The organism is Mesorhizobium sp. WSM4828 (assembly GCF_055811175.1).
In genome coordinates this window covers 1-19,423 of the sequence record NZ_JBVVQK010000058.1, presented here as the reverse complement: position 1 = coordinate 19,423, position 19,423 = coordinate 1, and the positions used below count along the sequence as shown (strand labels likewise).

Below are 19,423 nucleotides of genomic sequence, written 5' to 3'. Positions count from 1 at the left end.
CTTCCGCCCTTCCGCCCTTCCGCCCTTTCCGCCCTTTCCGCCCTTTCCGCCCTTTCCGCCTTTCCGCCCGTCCCCGCCCTGCCCGCCTAGTCACCCGCCATTCGGCTCGTTCGTCCGAGCGCGGACGCTGAGCGGCACAAAGAGATCGCCTTTCGCTTCGCCGGTGCGAACGCCATTACGAAGGAAGAACAGCGAGCGGCCGGAGGGAGTGTTTTGGCTGTCCGGCGCCTTGGAGTGCCTTACGAAGTCATGCATGTCGGCAGCCGAAATTCCCTTCCCCCTGAGCTGTTTGAGATAGGCAACGGTCTCTTTCGGCAGCGGCTTTCCACGCCTCAAATGCTCTTCGTAGCGCTCGGGTCCAGCATTGTAGGCAGCAAACAGGCCGGGGAAACCGAAGCGATCAAACATGGCGCTGAGATAGGCGGTTCCGGCGAGAATATTGTCACGCGGATCGTGCGGATCGGCGCCCAGACCGTATTCGGCACGCATGTCCTCATACGTTTCCGGCATCACCTGCATGAGGCCCATTGCGCCCGCGCGTGAGGTAATGCGGCGGCCGTCGAGCATGGTCTTGCCGCCGCTTTCGGCATCCATGACGGCGTAAATCCAGGCTTCAGGAATACGGAAGCGTCTGCTTGCTTCGTCTGTGAACTCGTGCCACCTTCGAAGCTGCGGACTTTGGGAGATGGCGGCCGGCTCAGCGCTGGTCGAGGCGGAACAGGCGCATGGCGCAAAGGCGATCATGCCGAACATCAGGAGAGTCACTCGGTCCATAGCGGCACGAGCCTCCCGATCACATTCGCGCGCGGCACCGGCCCGAAATAGCGGCTGTCGAATGACCGAATATCGTCGATGCCGAGCAGGAAGGTTTCGTTGTCGGCGAGCGTGCGGCACCCGTTCCACCATGGCAGCGGGCGGCCTCTGGTATCGGTCGCCAGCCGTCGCGCGACGATCTCGCCTTCGATGATGATCGCGTCATTGAAGGCGCAGACATGGTCGCCCGGCAGCGCGGCAAGACGTTTTACCAGCGGCACGTTGCCGGGCAGATAGCCGCGTTCGGCGGCGAGTTGGGCGAGCCATTCCGGCGGGCGGACGAGCACCAGATCGCCGCGAGCCGGTGCTGCAAACCCGAGGCCATAGAGGCCGACGGGCGCACTGGCCGAGGCGTTCCAGACCAGCCAGGGCGTTGGTCTGACGGTGCCGGCGAAGCCGATCAGGGTCAGTCCAATCACGGCAGCGGCGGTGGTTTTGCGTGCCCGAAGGCGCCGGAGACGGCTGCCGATCAGACGGATGGAAGGGCGCCGGCTCATGAGCGGCCTCCCTGGCCGGCTTGGCCGGAACCGGCCTCACCACGCCCGGCAGTGGAGTGCTGCGGGTGTCCTTTCGACCATTCGTCGAGTTCGTCGATGTGGTAGCGGACATAGCGGCCGTGCTTGCGGAACTTCGGGCCGCCGCCCTTGAGCCGCATCTTTTCCAGCGTGCGCTGGGAGAGCCCGATATAGAAGGCGGCCTGGGCCGTGCTGAGAAAGGGACTGCCCTTTTTGGCGCGGGCCGCGCGTTCGTTTTCGTCGTCCATGGTGCTCCTCGTTTCGCTTCGGACAAGCGGGGGCGAGGATGGGCGAGCGAGATCGCCTCCGGGACGGGCGAAGACTCGGGGGAGAGTTTTCGCCGCATTTTCGGGCGGACGGGTTTGGCTGGAGCGCCTGGAAATGAGCCCCGCGCCGGCTGGGGCGCGAGGCTCGAGGCCGGCCGATCAGTCGGCCGGGTTCCAGATGATGGCGTAGGTATCGTCATCGTCCTGGCCGGCGGCGCGGCCCAGATTGGCGTAGAGCTTGCGCGGTCCGAACTCCGGCGCTGCAATCGACAGGCTCACATAATCCTTGCCGGAAGTCTCGCCGGTGCGGATCCAGCCGGCGCCAACTTCGACCCCTTGCGTCAGCACCCGGAAGTCGGGATGGTTGTCGGCGCTCTTGGCCTGGTTGGGGACGATGTCGATGTCGGCGCGGACGCTGAGCGTTTTGAGCTGGCCCTTGTAGGCGCCGTTTTCCTGCTTGTTGACGTAACCGATCGCGGTCATTTCGAAGTCTCCTTTTGCTGTCGCCGGGGACCATCCCCTGCGATGGCGGACCGTGATGGGCGCGTCCGGACCGCCTGGACCCGACAGGGCCGAAGCGCTAGCGGAGGACCCGAGCGGGCAGCTTTTTTGAAGCGAAGCGGCGCGAGGAAGCCGCCGCAGGCGGCGGGGAAAAAAGCTGATTGGCGAGGGTTTCGGGCGGGCCGGATCCGCCCATAGGTCGACAAGCCAGCCGCAGGGGACGGTCCTTGAAGAGAGCATGGAGATTGCGACAAGCGCGGTCGCTGCAGCCAGGCAGGAGGGGCGGGATTTGACAGGACTGCGGCTGATGCGGTGCCCATGCCGATCGAGATCGTGACCGCAGGTCGGGCGCAGAGCAGCATTCGGGTGGCTGATCGATTTGCGGGAGAAGCAGTTTGCCGGCCGGATTTGCTGCGGGATGCGGGCGCAAAGCATGCTCGAACGTGCTGTGGGTGCGACCGGGGTACGGTGCCGAGCGGCGGCTACCCGTGAAGCCGCCGCCGGCCGTGATAGGCTATGCGCAGACGAACAGCGACCTGACCCGCGCCCATTGATCGGCGGTGCGGAAGCCGCCTCGATCAGTGTAGCTTTCGACCGGGAATTTCATCCAGCGCGGCAGCCAGCCGTCCACCTTCTCGCGGCCGTTCTCGCCGGAAAGGAAGTCGCGGATGATCTTCTTTTGCGTCTTGATCTTCTCGGCGACATTGCCGTCCGCGACATGCTTGCCGCCGACTTCGGCAAGCATGGAATTGGCAATTTCCTTGTCACGCAACAGGTCGAAGAAGGGCTCGTCCGGTTGCCAGCAAGCGCCGATGTCGACATTCAGATGGTTGCCGAGCGCCTCGATGACGGCGCTGCCGGCTTCAAGTGTCTCGGCCATGACGATGCTGAGAACGCGCATGACATCTTCGTCGGACAGGGTCAGCAAACGGGCAAAGACGTGCGACGTGCCGAAGTCATCGCCATTGCCGCCAGCAATTGTGCCATCCTCATCCGGTTGTCCAAGCAGTGCCAGGATCTCGCGCCGTTTTTCGGCGAACGCGGCCTCGGCCTTGCAGGCTGCCAGGCTTGCGGCCACGATCTCGTTGGCGGCGTGCTGCGGCTCGGGGCGCACCTGCCACAGGCCGGAACCGGCAATCGCATGCGCCACCATCAGGCGAAGTGCTGCGCCCGGATGGTCGAGCAGGCCCAAGCGCACCGCGGCATGCCGGTGCAGATCGACATAGTCTGCATCGGCCCGGTGAGCTCGGGCCGCGACGGTCTGGCCGGTGTCTCGGCCTCTGCGCCCTCGCCTTGTTCGCGGGCGCGGCGCGCCTCCTTGCGCGAGAGCCAGCCTTCATGGAACGCGACCTCGCCGCGATGCGAGACGGCGATAAAGACCTTGCCGCCCCTCTTCCTCGGCGTCTTTTCGTGGTCCCATGAGTGGAAATGCTGACCCGGTTCGAGCACGATCACTTCGCTCCATCCGGCCTCGAGAAAGGCGTCGCGCCTGCCGGCAATCGCCTCGTTCTGCTTGAGCCAGAACAGGTCGGCGTCGGCGAAATAACTTTCCTCGCCAAACAGGTCGGAGACGATCAGGCCCGGATAGTCGTCAATGGCAAAGAGCGCCACCTTGGTGGAGATTGACTGTCCGCCGAACAGCCACTGCTTCAACTGATAGCCGCGTGGCGCGTATTGCCCCGGATCGGCGAACAGTGCCAGCCAGTCCTTCTGCTGGGCTTTCGAAGCCATGGTGAGATAGCGAGCGGTTTCGGCGTCGATTTCGTCCCGCCGATAGGCTTCGCGGATTTTGGGCAGCAGCTCGCCAAGTGCCAGAATGCGCTTCACCAGAAGCTCCGTAATGCCGAAGGTGCCGGCGATCTCCGGAACTGTGCGGCCTTCTCTGACGAGCCGCGAGAACGTCTCCCATTGCGACACTTCGTCGGGGTCGAGGCGGGCGATGTTCTCGATCAACGAGGCTTCGAGGGCATCGGCGTCGTCGCCATAGTCCATGATCGCGCAGGGCAAGGGATCGGCCTCGCCGCGCTCGTCGGCGAGCAATTTCGCGGCGAAATAGCGTCGCCGTCCGGCGACGATCTCGAAGCTTTCCGGCGAGCCGTTGGGCCGCACTAGAAGCGGCACGAGGACGCCGCGCGCGCGGACGGACGGAAGGATGTCGGCGATATCCGGCGCGCGTCTTGCGTCGCGCATGTTGAGGGCGGAAATATTCAGTCGGTCGAGCGGAATATGGGCAAGCTGCATGGTCTTTCTCCTTCGTTTGGGTTGCGGTTGTCCCCCCCGGGAGGCCGAAGGCCGATGCGGCGGGGACGGGTTTGCGCCTAGCGGCGCTCTGGTTCCGCCGTGTCGGGCGGAAGCTCGGAATGGGATTTGGCAAGTGCTTTCGCTGCCTGCCGCAGAAGCCGCTCGGCTTCGGTGATCTGGCCGGCGCTGCGCGCGGCCTCGGCATAGACGGACAGCGGAAAATGCGCTTCGAAATGAAGGTCGCGCTCGATGCCCAGTCCGAGCGGACCCTTGACGGTTTGGAGTTCGGCAAGGCTGACGCTGCCGAGTTCAGGGAAGCCGAAGCCGAGGTCGCAAAGGCCGAACAGCGTGTCGCCGTCGGCGTCGAGTTCGCTCAAGAGCCAGGTCGCAGGACCGGCAGGATCGAACAGTTTCACGACGGGTACGTGGTCGGTTTCGGTGTCGGAAGCGCCATTGGCGAGGAGACGGTCGTGCAGTTCGTCGGTGATCAGTATCATTGCGGAATTTCCTTCAAAACGGTTCGGGCTGATTGAGAGCGGCTTTTTTTGAAACAGGCGGATACGAGCGGCTTGTGCGCCGAGCGCATCGGCGCGCCGTCAGAAGCGCAAGGCGGTCGCGCATGGTGATGGGGCGCGCTCATGCGGCGATCTCGTCATGCGCCTCACCTTCCTCCTCGGCGTTGAGGCCAAGCAGGAAATCGGCGGCTTTCGAGGCACGGCTGGCGGCGCGGAAAATGGCGCGGTTGTCTTCGCGCAGAACGGCGAGCCATGAGCCGATGTAATCGGAATGGCGCACGGTCGGCTCGATACCGAGACTGCTGCAGATGAAGGCTGCGGCGATCTCGGCGACCAGTTCCTCGCGGGCATAGGTCCTGGAGCCGAACGAGCCTGTCAGGTCGCGCGCGAGTCGCGTCGGGTGGCCGGTCCAGTGGCCAAGCTCGTGAAAGCAGGTCCGGTAATAGTCGATCTGGTGGAAGAAAGCCGGCTGGGGCGGCACCTGGATGATGTCGCTGGCGGGCATGTAGAAAGCGCGATCGCCACCTATACGGAAATTCGCGCCGCTTCTGAGGATAAGTTGCTCGGCCCGCGGAACGATCTCGCGCTCCGGCAGCGGCTCGGCGGCGGCATGGAGATGGTCCGGCAGATTGTCGCACTGCGCGACATTGAAGACGGTAAAGCGCTTCAAAAAAGGCACGGCCTGGGGTTCGTCGCCGTCGGCCTTGGCGCGTTCCATTTCGTCCTTGGGAACAAAGCGGTCAGCGTGAACGATGGTCGTGCCGCGCTCTCCCTTCCTGACGTTGCCGCCAAGGGCAAGCGCCTGCCGGAAGGTGAGCCAGTTCTGGCTGGGGAAACCGCGCTCGATCACCGCGCCCCACAGGATGAGGATGTTGATGCCAGAATAGCGCCGCTGGGTGGCCGCGTTGCTGGGCAGGCCTAGGCCGGCTTTTGCCCTGCCCCATGGCTTGACCCATGGCACGGTGCCGCGCTCCAGCTCGGCGATGATGCGGTCTGTGATCTCCTGATAGAGACTGGCGCCGGGGCGCCCGCCCTTAGCCGCGCCCGCCTTCGCTCTGGCGCAACGCTTGTGTTTTGCACGCATCGTTTGGTCCTCCGCTCTTCAATCCCGCGCCTTTCCCCGGAAGCGGGGTGGGCGGCGAGACGCGACCGGAAAGGCCCGCCGTCAGAGGCAGACCGCATCCGAAGGACCGCAACGAAGAGGAGGACCCGAAGCGAAGCGAAGGGTTGCGGGATGCCGCGGCGGGCCTAGAAGGGAGTGCCGCCCACCCCGCGCCGCCGGGAAAGGCCAACGAACAAATCACGTCGGCCGACAGGCCGGCGACCGTCAGCAGCCGAAGGCTGCCCGCGCCAGGGGGCGAAGCCGGATGGCCGAGACCCGCCTGAGCCTGCCGAAGAAAAAGCGGGCTCGGTTCACGAGCACACGGCGCGCGCCTTCAGGCGCGCGGGCGCCAAGGTTAGGATCGTTCGTAGCGGCGCGGCGGGCACAGCTGAGCCCGCATCGGAGGTCGACGAGGAAAGAGTATTGCTCCACCGATTTGGACGAAGGCCAGCGGTTGTATCACGGCTATGACGAAGCTCACTTGATCATCTATCTGCGGCCGCCAGGCGCCTGTGGTCGCGCGTTCGGACGGCGGCATGCTGTCGCTCATGCCCGTGCATCAACCGGGCTAGTTACCTGTGGGCATGGCCCGCATATCCACGTCATGGATGCACTATATCCAAACAATAAAGTTTACCTATGCGACTTGATACTGCATAGCGCAAACTTGAAAGCCCATGTCCCGTGCTTTCCAGCTCACGTTCTCCTCGGTTGTTCTACAGTTGTTCCACATCTAACCTTGACATGGATCTATTATGCGGATTTGCGGTATCAAGCTAACACACGACGGGGCAATCGCTGTCGTCGAGGACGGCCGATTGATCTTTTGCATCGAGCAGGAGAAACTCGATAATAATCCACGATACCAATCCATTGATCGTCTTGAAACGATCGTTGCCGCCTTAGCGGAACATGGCCTGGATCCGCGCGATGTTGACCGGTTCGTCATCGATGGCTGGGACGGTGAGATCGAGTCGGAGTTCCAGGTTGTTAGTGAGGGCACACCCGTCACTCTCAACGGGGCACCCTATGTGGAGCGGGATCCTAAAAGTCCCCTGACAGCTTATCACAGCTCAGGCCTCATGCTCGGCGGCGGGATATTTTCTTATGAAAGCTATCCCCATGTCCTTGGCCACGTAGCTTCCGCATACTGCACCAGCTCATTCGCCAAAGCAGAGGAACCGGCATTTTGTCTGGTATGGGACGGCTGCATCTTTCCGCGGCTCTACTACGTCGAGCCAAGTGGAGTCCGATTTGTTGGGTGCCTGTTTCCGATGATAGGCCATGCCTATGCGGCCGCGGGCCAACATTTCGGTCCTTACAGGCAAGAACTGCGGACTGGCTGGAACCTCGGTATCGCCGGCAAGTTGATGGCCTATATTGCGCTCGGAGTGGTCCATGAACACATCGTGAATGTGTTTCAGGAGCTTTACGACGACCATTTTGCCTGGGATACGGACCTTGCTTTTGGCTACGGGAACAACAGCCACAGCGAAGACGCGTTACTCACGGCTGTGCACGACTTCTTCGATGCAAGCGCGTCGCGGCTAATCCCCGAAACGCCCGAGGACATACTTGCTTCGTTCCATGCCTTCGTGGAGCGTCTTCTCGTCCGGGGGATGACAAGGGCGCTGCGTGGGTACTCAGTCCCCAAAACCCGAAACCTGTGCATAGCCGGCGGATGCGGGCTGAACATCAAATGGAACAGCGCTCTTCGGGCGAGCGGTTTGTTCGACGCAGTCTGGGTGCCTCCGTTTCCAAACGACAGCGGATCGGCGATCGGTGCCGCTTGCTGCGCGCTGGCCGCCGACAAGGGTTTCGTGCATCTCGACTGGTCAGTTTACAGCGGGCCAAATGTGAGCCATGGCAAGGTTCCGCCTGGTTGGCAATCTGCTGCTTGCAGCCTGAAAGAACTTGCCAGCGTGCTCGCCGACAACAAGCCTGTGGTGTTCCTTGCAGGTCGCGCAGAGCTTGGTCCACGTGCTTTGGGAGCCAGAAGCATCCTGGCGGCCGCAACTTCGCCGGAAATGAAGGACCATCTCAACAAAATCAAAGTTCGAGAGCACTTCCGACCGGTAGCGCCAATATGCTTGGAGGATCGTGCACCTGACATGTTTGACCCCGGCACGCCGGATCCTTACATGCTGTTCGATCACCGAACCCGTTCGGAGTGGAAAGATAAAATCCCGGCAGTCGTTCATCTCGACGGGACTGCACGATTACAGACAGTTTCCAGAGAATCTGATCACCCAATTGCAGAGCTCCTGATCGAATATGAACAACTCACTGGCATTCCGCTGCTCTGCAACACGAGTGCCAACCTTAACGGACGTGGGTTCTTTCCGGACGCCGCGGCAGCCTGTGAGTGGGGATGCGTGGACCACGTTTGGTGCAACGGGTTGCTGTTGACTAAAACAGGTTAGTCGCCGCTCCCGTCGTCAATAAGGTTGGCTGGATGTGCAGGGACGATCGCGCCTGGCGCATGCATGCAGCAGCATCAGGCAGCGTAGCTGGCGTCAGATGCCCGTAGCCGCATTAAGGCCCTCCTCACGGTATTTCGCGTCAGGATTCGACAGCGCCAATGGGGGGCGCTGACTTCGCCAGGGGGTGAGAGAGGTCTACGGTTCTGGCGGTTGGGTTTGCCGCGTAGATTACCGCCATGGCGGCGGCCCATGCTGGATTGAGGTATCAAGCCGATCAATGCCGGACGGTTTCCGCTATGTCGTGCTCATCGGCAAGTTTTCCTTCGAAGACAATCTTGATGAATTGGCATCGGTCGTGCGGGCGCACAACCCGACGGTGATCGGCTTCAATTCGCATGGGCGGCAATACAATATCGCCAAGGCGATGGAGCTTGGTCGCCTTTCCCGCTCCTACAGGCTAAGCACTTTCCAACTGAGGGGCCCATTCGCCTTGCAATGGCGTCTGGCGATCTCTCCCCGCTTGGCGGCAACGGCAAGACTGTCGAGGTTGACGAAACCTACATCGGCCGACTGACCGATACCCCGGTAACTCGTGGCACCGGCCACAAGAACACCGTGGTTACGCTTGTCGAACGCGGCGGTCGCGCTCGTGTCGATACAGCTCGCATCGGAACGATCATGCCAATCGTGCGCGCCAACATCGCCAAGGAAAGCGCGTTGATGACCGACGAAGCTGGCGTCTATCGCCGTGTGGGCCAGGAATTCGTTTCCCACGATTTCGTCATGCATTCCAAGGACGAATACGTTCGCGGCACCATCCACACCAATACGGTCGAAGGCTTCCATTCGATCTTCAAGCGCGGCATGAAAGGCGTCCACCAGCATTGCGGCGGACACCATCTGCACCGCTATCTGGCTGAATTCGACTTCCGTCATTCGAACCGTATCGCCATGGGCGTTGATGACGGCACCCGCGCTTTTACCGCCCTCAAGGGCACCGCTGGCAAACGCCTCACCCATCATAGACTTGCTTGACGAGAAGCGGACGCACTTCCGAAAGCCTTTGCACTAGAGTTGCCGCCTTGAGGTATGCCAAACGGCGCCGGCCTTGACGCCGAATCACAAATGATTCATGGTGAAGCGTGGAGGTGACGCCCGTCGCCTTCTTTACCTACCCCTTAGGCGGCTAACCTTGATAGGGGTAAGAACGGCAATGAGAGCAGACGCTCTCCCACCGTCCAAAGCGGAACCGGATATAATTCCGGACAGCCACCGCTTTAGGCCACGAACATACAACCATTGTCATACTCCATGAGTTGCTAGGTGAAAGCCTAGCGGCTCTTGGAGCGCTTCATTGCGCCCCAAGCTATCAAAGACGCTTGAAGCTTGGGACAATGAATGTGACGACGGGCACCGAATGTCTGTATTGCAGAGAGTCAATCCTTGGTCAAGATTGATCAACCGGGTTTATTTGAATTTTGTCCTTGGCTTGGTTGTTCGCTTAATGTTCGTTTACCGATCAATCTTTCCGATTGCTTCAGCGCTTGATCCGGAGTAGGTAACGACTTCATGAAATCGAACCCGTCCCTTTCCGACGTCGCAGCACGGCGCGAGCAACTCGAAGCCGAAATCGAGGCGCGAAAGCTGGAGCTGGCCGAACTGGCTTTCGCAGAGCGCGTTCTTAGGCGTTTGGGGGAATACACGCCGCCTGTCAGGGTCGGACCGGCGGCGGCGGGCGTGACACTAAACAGCATCCCACGGCACACTCCGCCAAGGCCTCCGCCTGCGCCACCGCCTCCGCCGCCAAGGGTTGAAGCGTATACCGTGGACCCTACAAAGGAATCTGTGGAGAGCTTGATACTTATCGTCTTGGGAGCCAGCGATAGAGTCTGGTGGACAGCGAACGAGTTGCAGTCGGAACTGACCGTTTTGAAGGGGGCAGAAGTGCCCATGTCAACAATCAGTCCCACGTTGAGCAATATGAAGGGGACACGGAAGATTGTTCGCGATGGAATGAAGGTGGCAGACCCCAAGCGGGCCGGCTGGCAGACGGATATAGATGATTTGATCGGCGTCGATAAGGACAACACGCCAAACGAGAATGAAGAGGCGAAAGCCTCCCCAGAAACCGGAGAACTTGCAGGTTCTCCAAATGACAGTTCCGCTTGAACCGGTGGCCAGACCCGGCACTGGACAATTGCCGAGAGACTGGAGCAAACCCATGCTCCAACTTACCGCGCGCGGCGGGCTGTTCCCGACCGCGCCTCATAAGATAGAGTTTGGGCGGGGAGTGATCCCGCCCCATTCGTTTAGCATACGCACGAATCGGAGTCTATATTCCTATGTCTAAGGCAGCGGATAAGTCGCAAATCGACAAGTTCCGAAAAGCCGCGCGCGAACTGAAAACCGATCAGTCGGACGCTGCCTTCGAGGCTGCGGTCAACAAGATCGCCCACGCGCCGAAGCTCACCAATGAACAGATAAAGGAACTGGTGCGCCGGAAGCGCAAAGAAGGCGATCGCTAGGAGATCACGAAATCGGCGTGCGCCCTCAACTCGCGTCGCGCGCCCTTATGACCAAGGCTGCATAGCATCACTTTGACGCCTTCGCGTCGGACAAACTTAAAGGCCGGTACAAAGTCACTATCGCTAGTGACCACGACTACTGCTCGAACCATGTCTCTTAGCGCCAAGCGCGCCATGTCTAGGCCGATACGGATGTCCACGCCCTTCTGGCTGATGTCTAGGGCAAAGTCCCCATCCACCAGGTCGCGCGACTTCTTGATTAGTTGGGCGGCCTTTGCAGGCTTCAGCTTCCAGTGAAAGGGCGTCAAGCGGGTTTCGCCCATTCGAAGCGCGAACCCTTCCGTAAGTTCCAGTTGATCATAGAGACTTTGCGCATGTCGCGCTCTGTCGGTTACGGCTAAAGGATGATCCGTGCCGCTCACTGGCAACTTGACGGTCTCCAGCGACGGCGGAGCATCATAATAATAGATACGCATAAGCTCATAGCTTGCTAAATGCGCGTTCGCGCGGATTTCATCACACAGGGCGACGACATCCGCTGCTGTTGGGGGGTTCCCAAGCTTTTCGCTCAGCTTCCTAGTGACGAAGCCTCCGTCTAGGAGAATGGCGTAGCGAGCTTGTAGCATCTATAAAACGGAACCAGCCCATCCAAGCACCGCGATCGCGGAAACTTATCGGATGGGCTGGCTCACTGTTTATCTCGTTGCCGCCGAAGCGGCTTGCATGGGCTTTAGGAGCCGGCGGTTACCAAGTCAATAACACCGATATGTCGCAGACAAATAAATGTCCCAAAACCGTTAAGCGCTCAGCCAAACCTATATATGGGAAGCGGTAGCGCCTTCGGAAAGGACCTGCCGGCCCGTGCGCTGCTATTTCCCTACGGCTGGGTAGCGCGGTCCTACCCCCTTTCGCAGCCTATCCCGTCGTGATCGCGGTCGAGATCATAGATATCTGCACCTACGACATTGACCGGTCCGCTTACATACGCTGGGCCATTGCCGGACCCGGATGAGCAATCGACATCGCTGGCTATCGGGACGCAACCACCCGTGTAGTTTGGGTCGCAGGCTTGCTCGGCATGAGCGCGATCAATGAGTGACGTAAAGCAAAGAGCGACAACGCACAGACGACGAATGGCCATGACTGCCCCCCGGCTTTTAGACCCAAAGAACACCTTAGAGGGACAGACCTGCCGACGCAAGTTCGGTTTGGTCGACCCTAAATAGTTCGTTCAGACCCGAATATTGCAGCGCACTTATTGCTGTGCGCTGCAACATAGGTCTGCATTGCTGTCAGGTTTCAAAAACATTAGCTAACAATAGCCGCAAAGCGGACTCGCTGGAGTCTTTCTGCTAGATCTCGTCGGATTAGCAACACAATCGATTCGGAGAAAGCAATGTCAAAAGTCCTAGCCTTCCATTCAAAACTTGTCGGTACAAGCGTGCACCACGATAACAACCAGTGCACGGAAGGAAACAACATCGAAGCGAAAAACCGTTCCGGCACTGGCGGCTTGCCGAAGTGCGATCACTGCAAGCGCTTGTCTTGATCAGGACAGGGCGTTTTTGGAGAACACCATTTCCCAAAGAGGCCCTGTTAGCTCGCCTTCATCAACGGTCCAGATGCGGCGCACACACGACACCGGCAGGCCGTAGGCCGCCCCTATAGCGAAGGCTCTGAAACCTTCTGCTCTGACACCAAAGAAGCGAATAGTCGGCTCGGGGAATGTCTTGGTCCATCCGCCCCAACGCGGGCGCTTGATCGCGGTTCCTGGGTGCAGAATGAGTTGCCGCCCTGTCGAGGACAAAATTCCTATTTTCCTTTATGGGTTTGTCAACCACATAATCGCCGGCCGGAATGCTCCTCGGCCTGCGCTCTTGCATTCTTGGGCGGCATCATGCGCTTCGGGAGCCCAGCGCGATTGGGTGCATAAGTTGTCCTTCAGCGGCCACATTTCGCTCAGCGCTCAAGAAGCGGTTTCGGCGGTGCAGCAATTCGCTGCGGACCCGATATCGTACATGCTGGAGATGGGCGTCGACCCGGTTGGCGCGACAGGACAACCGCCACGCCGGCCAGCAAGTTGCGTGCCGATTACCGTACGGTTTGCGTTGCACCAACTGCCCCCGTACCGGCAGACCGGCCGTGGCGATCTGTTGGTCGCGCCTGCGACATTCTTGTCCGCCTTCGAACACAACAACGTTTTCGGATGGCAAGCACAGAGGGAGCAAATCAAGGAATCGCAAGCATGCAAACGGCCGTGACGCCCAGCCGAACTCGATCCTCACCGCGTGCAGACCGGCGCGCGCCGTGCTGAAGAGCTGGAACGTGCCAGAGAGCTTCCTCGACAGGGGGAGCAGCAACAGCCCGATTTTAGAGGTGCGACGGCCGCGGCTTCGCAGATCGCCGGCCTGCGCACGTAATTACAGGCTAGAGACAAAGCCTTACGCGGTCGATGCCGTGCCCGCCGGCGTGCGGCATGCATCGGCTCGGCCCGTCGGGAAAGGTTTTCGTCTTTCCGAGCCGGTGCGCAAGTGCTGATTACCCCGACAATACACCTTTGCTCGGTGCGGGTGACGAAGCGATTGTGCGGCGCGCTTGGTCTCGGCCAAGGCACGGGCGGCCCTGCTCAAGCCAACAGGACTTGGGCGAGAGATAGTCCGATTCGCTGCCTTAAGCGAAACGGCATGGCGCTTGCTGTCGTTCGTCAGAGCCCATCAAAGCACGTCGAGCAACAGAACCATGGCAAAAACGCGAAGCTCCCTAAAAGCGCCCAAAGAGACCGTGCACATTTGCGCCGAACGTTCCCTCCAGCCCTCCGTGCTCGGTAGCTGCTTTGCGCATCGCTGGTTCGAGACTGACGGGCCAACGCGTGGCGCTCGCCCAATTGTCGTTTACCCGCCTTCGCCAGCAGGACGCCTTTTTGGAACACGGCGTCGACCACCTGCGGCCTCTCAGTCTCAGGACTGTCGCGGATGCGGTCAACGTGCACCAGTCGACGGTAAGCCGGGTGACGTCGAACAAATACATGCTGACCCCGCGGGGCGTGTTCGAACTGAAGTATTTTTTCACGGTCGCGATCGCCTCCTCCCAAGGTGGCGACGCGCACTCCGCCGAGCTGTCCGCCATCAAAGGCGATGGTTGCCGTGGAATCGCCCGACGAAGTGCTTTCCGACGACATCGCCACCCGGCCCAAGGAAACGGGATCGACCTTGCTCGTCGCACCGTTGCGAAACATCGTGAGGCGCTGAACATCCCCTCCGTGCAACGCCGCAGGGAAAGGCCCTTCTGGCGCTGATCCGGGTCAGCGCAGCCACCCCCCGATGTTGCAGCACATCCAAGCTGGAGAGCTGTTCATGACCGAATCCGCGACAGGCTTCATGGACGGAGGTCTGCATGACCCAGAACAGCCAGATCAACGGTCTGGTCCCGCATGGGGTGCGGTCATTTCGCTTGCCTTAGGCACCTTCGGGCTTGTGACGGCAGAGTTTATGCCTGCCAGCGTGCTGACGCCGCTCGCGCATGATCTCGGTATCACCAAGGGTGCAGCTGGACAGGCGCTGACAGCGACCGCCATCGTCGGGGCGATCTCGGCGCCGACGATGGCCATCATCACAAATCGTCTGGACCGCAGGATGGTCATATGGGCGATGACGCTGCTGCTGATCCTGTCGAACGTTCTCTCGGCCGTCGCGGGGTCGCTGCCGGTTCTCCTGACCGCCCGCGTCGTGCTCGGAATAGCGCTCGGAGGCTTCTGGTCGATTTCGGCAGCGTTGGCGATGCGGCTCGTTCCAAGTCACCTCCTGCAGCGCGCCATGTCGATCATCCTCACCGGCGTTACCGTCGCTACCGTTTGCGCGGCTCCAATCGGCGCCTATGTCGGCGACATCTGGGGATGGCGAACCGCGTTCATGATCGCTGCAGTCGTCGGCGCCGTTACACTGCTGGTTCAACTCATGACCCTTCCGAGGCTGCCTCCCATTGGAGTGGCCAGCTTCCGCAGTCTGCTGGATGTGGCCAAGAATCCGACGATCAAAGTCTCGATTCTGGTCGTCCTGCTGGTCGCTTCCGGGCACTTCGCCGGCTTCACCTATATCCGCGCGCTCCTCGAGAATGTTACCGCGCTCAATATCGAGACGATCTCGCTCGTGTTGCTCGCCTTTGGCATCGGCGGCTTCTTCGGCAATTTGGCCGGCGGATTCTTGGCCGAGCACAGCCTCAAGGCAGTGGCGGCCCTGCCGCCCCTGCTCATAGCGATGGCCGCTGTCTCGCTGCTGACCTTGGGAGCATCGGCCTGGGCCACGGCGATCGCGGTTACCGTATGGGGCTTTGCCTTCGGCGCGGTGCCGGTGGGATTGCAGACATGGATGGTGCTGCGCGCCGCTCCCGAGCAGGCTGAAAACGCCGGTGGGCTGATGGCCGCAACGTTCCAAGTGGCCATCGCCGCCGGCGCGATTTTCGGCGGACTACTGGTGGACAATGCCGGCGTTGCCAGTGCCTTTGCCTACAGTGCCGTTGCCTCGTTCCTCGGTGCCCTCACAGTGTTCTTGCTCGGCCCGAAGCGCGAACCCTAGGCCGCCTGACAAAAGCCCCTAAGTGCGGCGCGGGGAAATATGCAATCGCATCAGCCGCGGGTGCGGTCCTGCGCACGATTTTTTTGGCGGTTGCAGGCCTCGTCTCCCCGCGATCGGACGTTGTTGTCCGAGTTGTGTGTGTGTAAAGTCGTAGGCATGCGGTGTTGCCGGGTGCCAGCATCGCGAAATACGTGGCGCGCCGTCATGCAAAATCATCCAATTTGAAGTCAGACCTAATTTTGCGCCGGTTCGCACCGGTACAAGGCGCTGAATAAATCCAGTGCAGGAGCGCCCGCGACTTCACATGCGGGATGCCTCCTGCAACATTATCTGCCGCATCCAGATGCTTGCCGGATCACTGTTGTGAAGGGTGGGCCATTGGACGCCCTCGGTGAACGTGGGAAGTGGCCGCGGAAGTTCGATGATCCGCAGGGGGAAGGTTTTTTCGAAATGCTGAACCAGCCGGAAGGGCATGGTCGCTATACGAGATGTGCCTGAGACCATCGGCGGGATCATGCTAAAGGCCTGCACGACGATCTCGACACGTCTCTTGAGACCATGCTCGAGCAAAAACCGTGCCTCGATGGATGGCATCTGCGCACCGCCGACCCTGAACGCAATGTGCTTCATCGACACGTATCTCTCGAATGTAAGCTTCCCTGGCAGCTGCTTGTTCGTGGGGCAGCCTACGCACACGAATGTCTCGTCGAACAGCGCCGCTCTTGGATGCCCGCTCGACATGAACAATTCCGGAAGAATCAGAAAATCGACGTCACCGCGCCGGAGGAGCTCATCGGAATCGGCGTCGAGCGGCAGCAATTCGAAGCTGACGGCGGGTGCTTCGCGTGCAACACGCTCCACGACCTTCTCGAAAAACACGAGTGTGACGAAATCGGAAACCATGATCCGGAAGCGGCGATCGGATTGAGCCGGGTTAAACGGATCCCAGGAAATAATCGAGCACTGGATGTGCAGGAGTGCGCCGCGAACTGCGGGGGCGAGTGTTTCCGCACGCTGTGTTAGAACACGTTCGCGGCCGCTCATCGTAAACAGTTCGTCATTGAAATAGTCGCGCAGCCGCGCGACGGCCGCGCTCATGGCCGGCTGACTTAAGTTGATGCTGCTTGCCGCCGCCGTGAGGTTGCGCTCGGTCAGCAGTGCATCGAGCACGACGAGAAGGTTCAGATCAAGGCCTTTGAAACGCATGCCTCATCAGTCCGTAACGTGGTTGCTTGTCATCGCGACCATCGTGGGCGATTGAGAATTGAGCGGACTTGGGCGTGGCGGCGCTCCGACAACGATCCGCGACACATATCCAAGGTCGCGCGCAATCTTGCGAATTGCCAGCGCTGTGACGACAATCGCTACTCCAAGAACACTTGCGAACGCGATTCTGGTCGTGAGATTCCAGGCTTCTCCAAACTGTATAAAATCCGTGAGGCGAAACACGGCACCCTGAACCAGATAAAGCAGCAGCGTGCTCTGACCAAGCTCCACCGCGACAAAGTGAGCTATTCTAGTTGAATGGATAATTCTCCAGCATTGCAACATGAGCTTCATCGCTACTACAGAAGCTGCCGCCGAGCCAGTGAACATCAGAAATACCTGTTCAGCCGACTGTCCATCATGAATTAAAACAAGATTGTTGTAGGCATAAGTCTCCTTTCCCCACAAAATAAAGCATATGAAAGCTATTACCGACAGTAATACTGTAAAAATCCATTTGTGTGCCCAAATGATACTTTTCTGCCATCCGATCGGCTGGGCAAGCAAGAACCCCAGACAATAAAATGGGTAAGTGTATCTTAATGACGGGGTGATTGATAATGTGACGGGCGCGAATGCGACCGCAATTGCAGATGCGGTTATAATCCACATCGATACGCGATTGGAAATTGTAAAAAGTCTAACTAGAATGAACGAAAGAAACGCCGCCCAAATGAACCAGTATGTTCCAATGAATTCCTTCGAAAAGTCAAGCAGTCCATCAGTTAAGCTTGTCGTATGAGGGATCATGGCGGACTTCAATGTCCAAATTAACGCACACCAAAAAAGCATTGGCAGTAGTAACTGCCTTGCCCGATCACCGACACCTTGAGTGAACGGTTTTCGCAAAATTGCCCCAGAAGAAAGATATCCGCTTATTGCCATAAAGAGAGGCATGTGAAATATGTAGATCGACTTGTAATACGGCGATAGCCAGAAGGCGCCAGTGCCTCGATATATAACATACTGCAATAGGTGCCCAATTATAACTAAGGTAATGAGTATACCTTTGGCGAAATCAAGGCTTAGGTCCCGGTTATTTGTCCCTGCTGGGCGCGAGCCGCGTCCCTTTGCTCCGACTGTTATGTGATCAAGCATCAGACTCCAGCCTATTTGTTGCCGTTGCTACTTGCCGTTTCCGGGCATGGCCAACGCGGCAGTTTTTTTCGGTGCAAAGGATCGAAATTTACGCGGATCGCGTGGTATCGAGGGCCGACTGGCTGCAACCGAGCGGACAAAAATCCCAGTGCCTGATCGCAAACCTCGAGGCAGTGGCTGTCGCGATCATGTGTGGCGGCGCTTACGCCCGGCACTATGGTCGCCAGGCCGTCTCTGCAGAACCTCTCAAGACGGTTCCGCAGCGCGTACCGAACCGCGTCAAAAGCGAATGGAATGCCAAGCTGCTGCTGCACCGGACGCATGACGTGGATAGAATGGCTCATTCCGAGTCTCTCAAGATCCGGATGCACCCTGTACAATCCGAGTTCGCCTACGAAGAAATCAACCTCGCCAACCGTGAGGAACGGCGCGGCAGGTCCAAGTCAGCTGCTACGCCGTGCACATAGAGCCGATTGCGCGAACCGCCCGGCTCTGCACCGGCCCAGCTACGACCGCCTGAAAGCCCCTGTCGGCCCATAGGCCTTTCGGAAGAAGGCGGAGAGTTCGACTTGATCGGCTACTTGCAAGTCATTTCCCAGCACACGCTACAGAAGCAGTGGCGTGATCGGGTGCATGTCAGCTCCGGTCACCTATGCAGCGCCCTGGAAGTTTGGTAAAATCGATTGTTTAGATCGCGAGCATCCACGCTATGGATAAGTGAAAGCCATGCGCTTCAAAGGCCTTGATCTGAACCTTCTCGTCGTGCTCGACGCACTGCTGACCCAGCGCAACCTCTCGGCGGCCGCAAACAGCATCAACCTAAGTCAGCCGGCCATGAGCGCGGCCGTCGCCCGGCTGCGCGATTATTTCAACGATGAACTGTTTACGATGAGCGGCCGCGAACGTGTTCTAACAGCGCGTGCGGAAACACTCGCCCCGGCAGTTCGCGGTGCACTCCTGAAAATCCAGTGCTCGATTATTTCCTGGGAGCCGTTTAACCCAGCTCAATCCGATCGCCGCTTCAGGATCGTTGTTTCCGATTTCGTCACACTCGTGTTTTTTGAAAAGGTCGTGGAGCGTGTTGCACGCGAAGCACCCGCCATCAGCTTCGAATTGCTGCCTCTCGACGACGACCCCGATGAGCTTCTCCGGCGCGGCGACGTCGATTTTCTGATTTGTCCGGAATTGTTCATGTCGAGCGCGCATCCAAGAGCGGCGCTGTTCGACGACACATTCGTGTGCGTAGGCTGCCCCACGAACAAGCAGCTGCCGGGGCAGCTTACATTCGAGAGATACATGTCGATGAGGCACGTTGCGGTCAAGTCCGGGCGGCTGCTGAAGCCCTCCATCGAGGAACGGTTTTTGCTTGAGCATGGTCTCAAGAGACGTGTCGAGATCGTCGTGCAGGCTGTTAGCATGATCCCGCCTATGGTCTCAGGCACAGCTCGTATAGCGACCATGCCCTTCCGGCTGGTTAAATATTTCGAAAAAACCTTGCCCCTGCGGATCGTCGAACTTCCGCTGCCGCTTCCCGCATTCACCGAGGCCGTCCAATGGCCCGCCCTTCACAACAGTGATCCGGCAAGC

At 59.6% G+C, this 19,423-nt stretch carries 18 protein-coding genes and 2 pseudogenes; 8 read left to right on the top strand and 12 right to left on the bottom strand.

Annotated elements, in window-relative coordinates:
* Window positions 1–90 precede the first annotated feature (90 nt).
* The 8 genes from AC0L2X_RS31460 to AC0L2X_RS31425 all read right to left on the bottom strand — a co-directional run bounded on the left by AC0L2X_RS31460 (window position 91) and on the right by AC0L2X_RS31425 (window position 5,935).
* A complete protein-coding gene (locus tag AC0L2X_RS31460; protein ID WP_473601085.1) occupies window positions 91–744 on the bottom strand; it encodes a lytic transglycosylase domain-containing protein in 654 nt (217 codons plus the stop codon).
* A gap of 17 nt (window positions 745–761) precedes the next feature.
* Entirely contained in the window at window positions 762–1,310 is a 549-nt protein-coding gene (locus AC0L2X_RS31455; protein WP_473601084.1) for a S26 family signal peptidase, read from the bottom strand.
* Complete coding sequence (locus AC0L2X_RS31450; protein WP_473601083.1) at window positions 1,307–1,576, bottom strand: helix-turn-helix transcriptional regulator; 270 nt, start codon at window positions 1,574–1,576, stop codon at window positions 1,307–1,309. Before AC0L2X_RS31450 ends, AC0L2X_RS31455 begins: the two co-directional genes overlap by 4 nt.
* Before the next feature lie 177 nt (window positions 1,577–1,753).
* Complete coding sequence (locus AC0L2X_RS31445; RefSeq protein ID WP_008871905.1) at window positions 1,754–2,077, bottom strand: DUF736 domain-containing protein; 324 nt, start codon at window positions 2,075–2,077, stop codon at window positions 1,754–1,756.
* Window positions 2,078–2,609: 532 nt separating this feature from the next.
* Window positions 2,610–3,293 (bottom strand): hypothetical protein, encoded by a 684-nt coding sequence (locus AC0L2X_RS31440; protein WP_473601082.1) that lies wholly within the window; start codon window positions 3,291–3,293, stop codon window positions 2,610–2,612.
* Window positions 3,248–4,336 (bottom strand): ParB/RepB/Spo0J family partition protein, encoded by a 1,089-nt coding sequence (locus tag AC0L2X_RS31435; RefSeq protein ID WP_473601081.1) that lies wholly within the window; start codon window positions 4,334–4,336, stop codon window positions 3,248–3,250. The genes AC0L2X_RS31440 and AC0L2X_RS31435 overlap by 46 nt, the downstream gene beginning before the upstream one ends.
* A 77-nt stretch (window positions 4,337–4,413) precedes the next feature.
* On the bottom strand, window positions 4,414–4,833 hold the full coding sequence (locus tag AC0L2X_RS31430; RefSeq protein ID WP_473601080.1) for a DUF2958 domain-containing protein: 420 nt from the start codon (window positions 4,831–4,833) through the stop codon (window positions 4,414–4,416).
* 139 nt (window positions 4,834–4,972) lie between these two features.
* A complete protein-coding gene (locus AC0L2X_RS31425; protein WP_473601079.1) occupies window positions 4,973–5,935 on the bottom strand; it encodes an ArdC family protein in 963 nt (320 codons plus the stop codon).
* A 773-nt stretch (window positions 5,936–6,708) separates the two neighbouring features.
* On the opposite strand from AC0L2X_RS31425, the gene nodU reads away from it, so the two are divergent.
* The 5 genes and pseudogenes from nodU (at window position 6,709) to AC0L2X_RS31400 (ending at window position 10,901) form a co-directional block, all read left to right on the top strand.
* Window positions 6,709–8,376: a nodulation protein NodU gene (gene nodU / locus AC0L2X_RS31420; protein ID WP_473601078.1), complete on the top strand. Its 1,668-nt coding sequence runs from the start codon at window positions 6,709–6,711 to the stop codon at window positions 8,374–8,376.
* A gap of 277 nt (window positions 8,377–8,653) precedes the next feature.
* Window positions 8,654–8,950 (top strand): hypothetical protein, encoded by a 297-nt coding sequence (locus tag AC0L2X_RS31415; protein WP_473601077.1) that lies wholly within the window; start codon window positions 8,654–8,656, stop codon window positions 8,948–8,950.
* Window positions 8,860–9,411, top strand: a pseudogene (locus AC0L2X_RS31410) (IS1595 family transposase); the annotation flags it as partial. The gene AC0L2X_RS31415 and the pseudogene AC0L2X_RS31410, both read left to right, overlap by 91 nt.
* A gap of 534 nt (window positions 9,412–9,945) precedes the next feature.
* A complete protein-coding gene (locus tag AC0L2X_RS31405; protein ID WP_473601076.1) occupies window positions 9,946–10,545 on the top strand; it encodes a hypothetical protein in 600 nt (199 codons plus the stop codon).
* 173 nt (window positions 10,546–10,718) lie between these two features.
* Window positions 10,719–10,901 carry a hypothetical protein gene (locus tag AC0L2X_RS31400; protein WP_473601075.1) on the top strand — a complete coding sequence of 61 codons (183 nt, stop codon included), beginning with the start codon at window positions 10,719–10,721 and terminating at the stop codon, window positions 10,899–10,901.
* Here AC0L2X_RS31400 and AC0L2X_RS31395 read toward each other — a convergent pair.
* Complete coding sequence (locus AC0L2X_RS31395) at window positions 10,898–11,377, bottom strand: NYN domain-containing protein (RefSeq protein WP_473601074.1); 480 nt, start codon at window positions 11,375–11,377, stop codon at window positions 10,898–10,900. The two genes, AC0L2X_RS31400 and AC0L2X_RS31395, sit on opposite strands and share 4 nt — an antisense overlap.
* 2,393 nt (window positions 11,378–13,770) lie before the next feature.
* Between AC0L2X_RS31395 and AC0L2X_RS31390 the strand changes: the two genes are divergently transcribed.
* Both AC0L2X_RS31390 and AC0L2X_RS31385 read left to right on the top strand, forming a co-directional pair.
* Window positions 13,771–14,196 carry an RNA polymerase factor sigma-54 gene (locus tag AC0L2X_RS31390; RefSeq protein ID WP_473601073.1) on the top strand — a complete coding sequence of 142 codons (426 nt, stop codon included), beginning with the start codon at window positions 13,771–13,773 and terminating at the stop codon, window positions 14,194–14,196.
* Between the two features lie 58 nt (window positions 14,197–14,254).
* Window positions 14,255–15,472: an MFS transporter gene (locus tag AC0L2X_RS31385; protein ID WP_473601072.1), complete on the top strand. Its 1,218-nt coding sequence runs from the start codon at window positions 14,255–14,257 to the stop codon at window positions 15,470–15,472.
* 300 nt (window positions 15,473–15,772) lie between these two features.
* Here the strand turns inward: AC0L2X_RS31385 and AC0L2X_RS31380 are convergent, their stop codons facing one another.
* The 3 genes and pseudogenes from AC0L2X_RS31380 to AC0L2X_RS31370 form a co-directional block, all read right to left on the bottom strand.
* Window positions 15,773–16,678, bottom strand: coding sequence for a LysR family transcriptional regulator (locus tag AC0L2X_RS31380; RefSeq protein WP_473601071.1), 906 nt, complete (start codon window positions 16,676–16,678; stop codon window positions 15,773–15,775).
* A 6-nt stretch (window positions 16,679–16,684) separates the two neighbouring features.
* Window positions 16,685–17,836, bottom strand: coding sequence for a nodulation factor fucose acetyltransferase NolL (gene nolL / locus AC0L2X_RS31375; protein ID WP_473601070.1), 1,152 nt, complete (start codon window positions 17,834–17,836; stop codon window positions 16,685–16,687).
* Between the two features lie 11 nt (window positions 17,837–17,847).
* Window positions 17,848–18,438: pseudogene (locus AC0L2X_RS31370) on the bottom strand (GNAT family protein).
* 124 nt (window positions 18,439–18,562) lie between these two features.
* On the opposite strand from AC0L2X_RS31370, the gene AC0L2X_RS31365 reads away from it, so the two are divergent.
* Window positions 18,563–19,423: LysR family transcriptional regulator (locus AC0L2X_RS31365; protein ID WP_473601069.1), on the top strand; the 861-nt coding region annotated here is incomplete at its 3' end.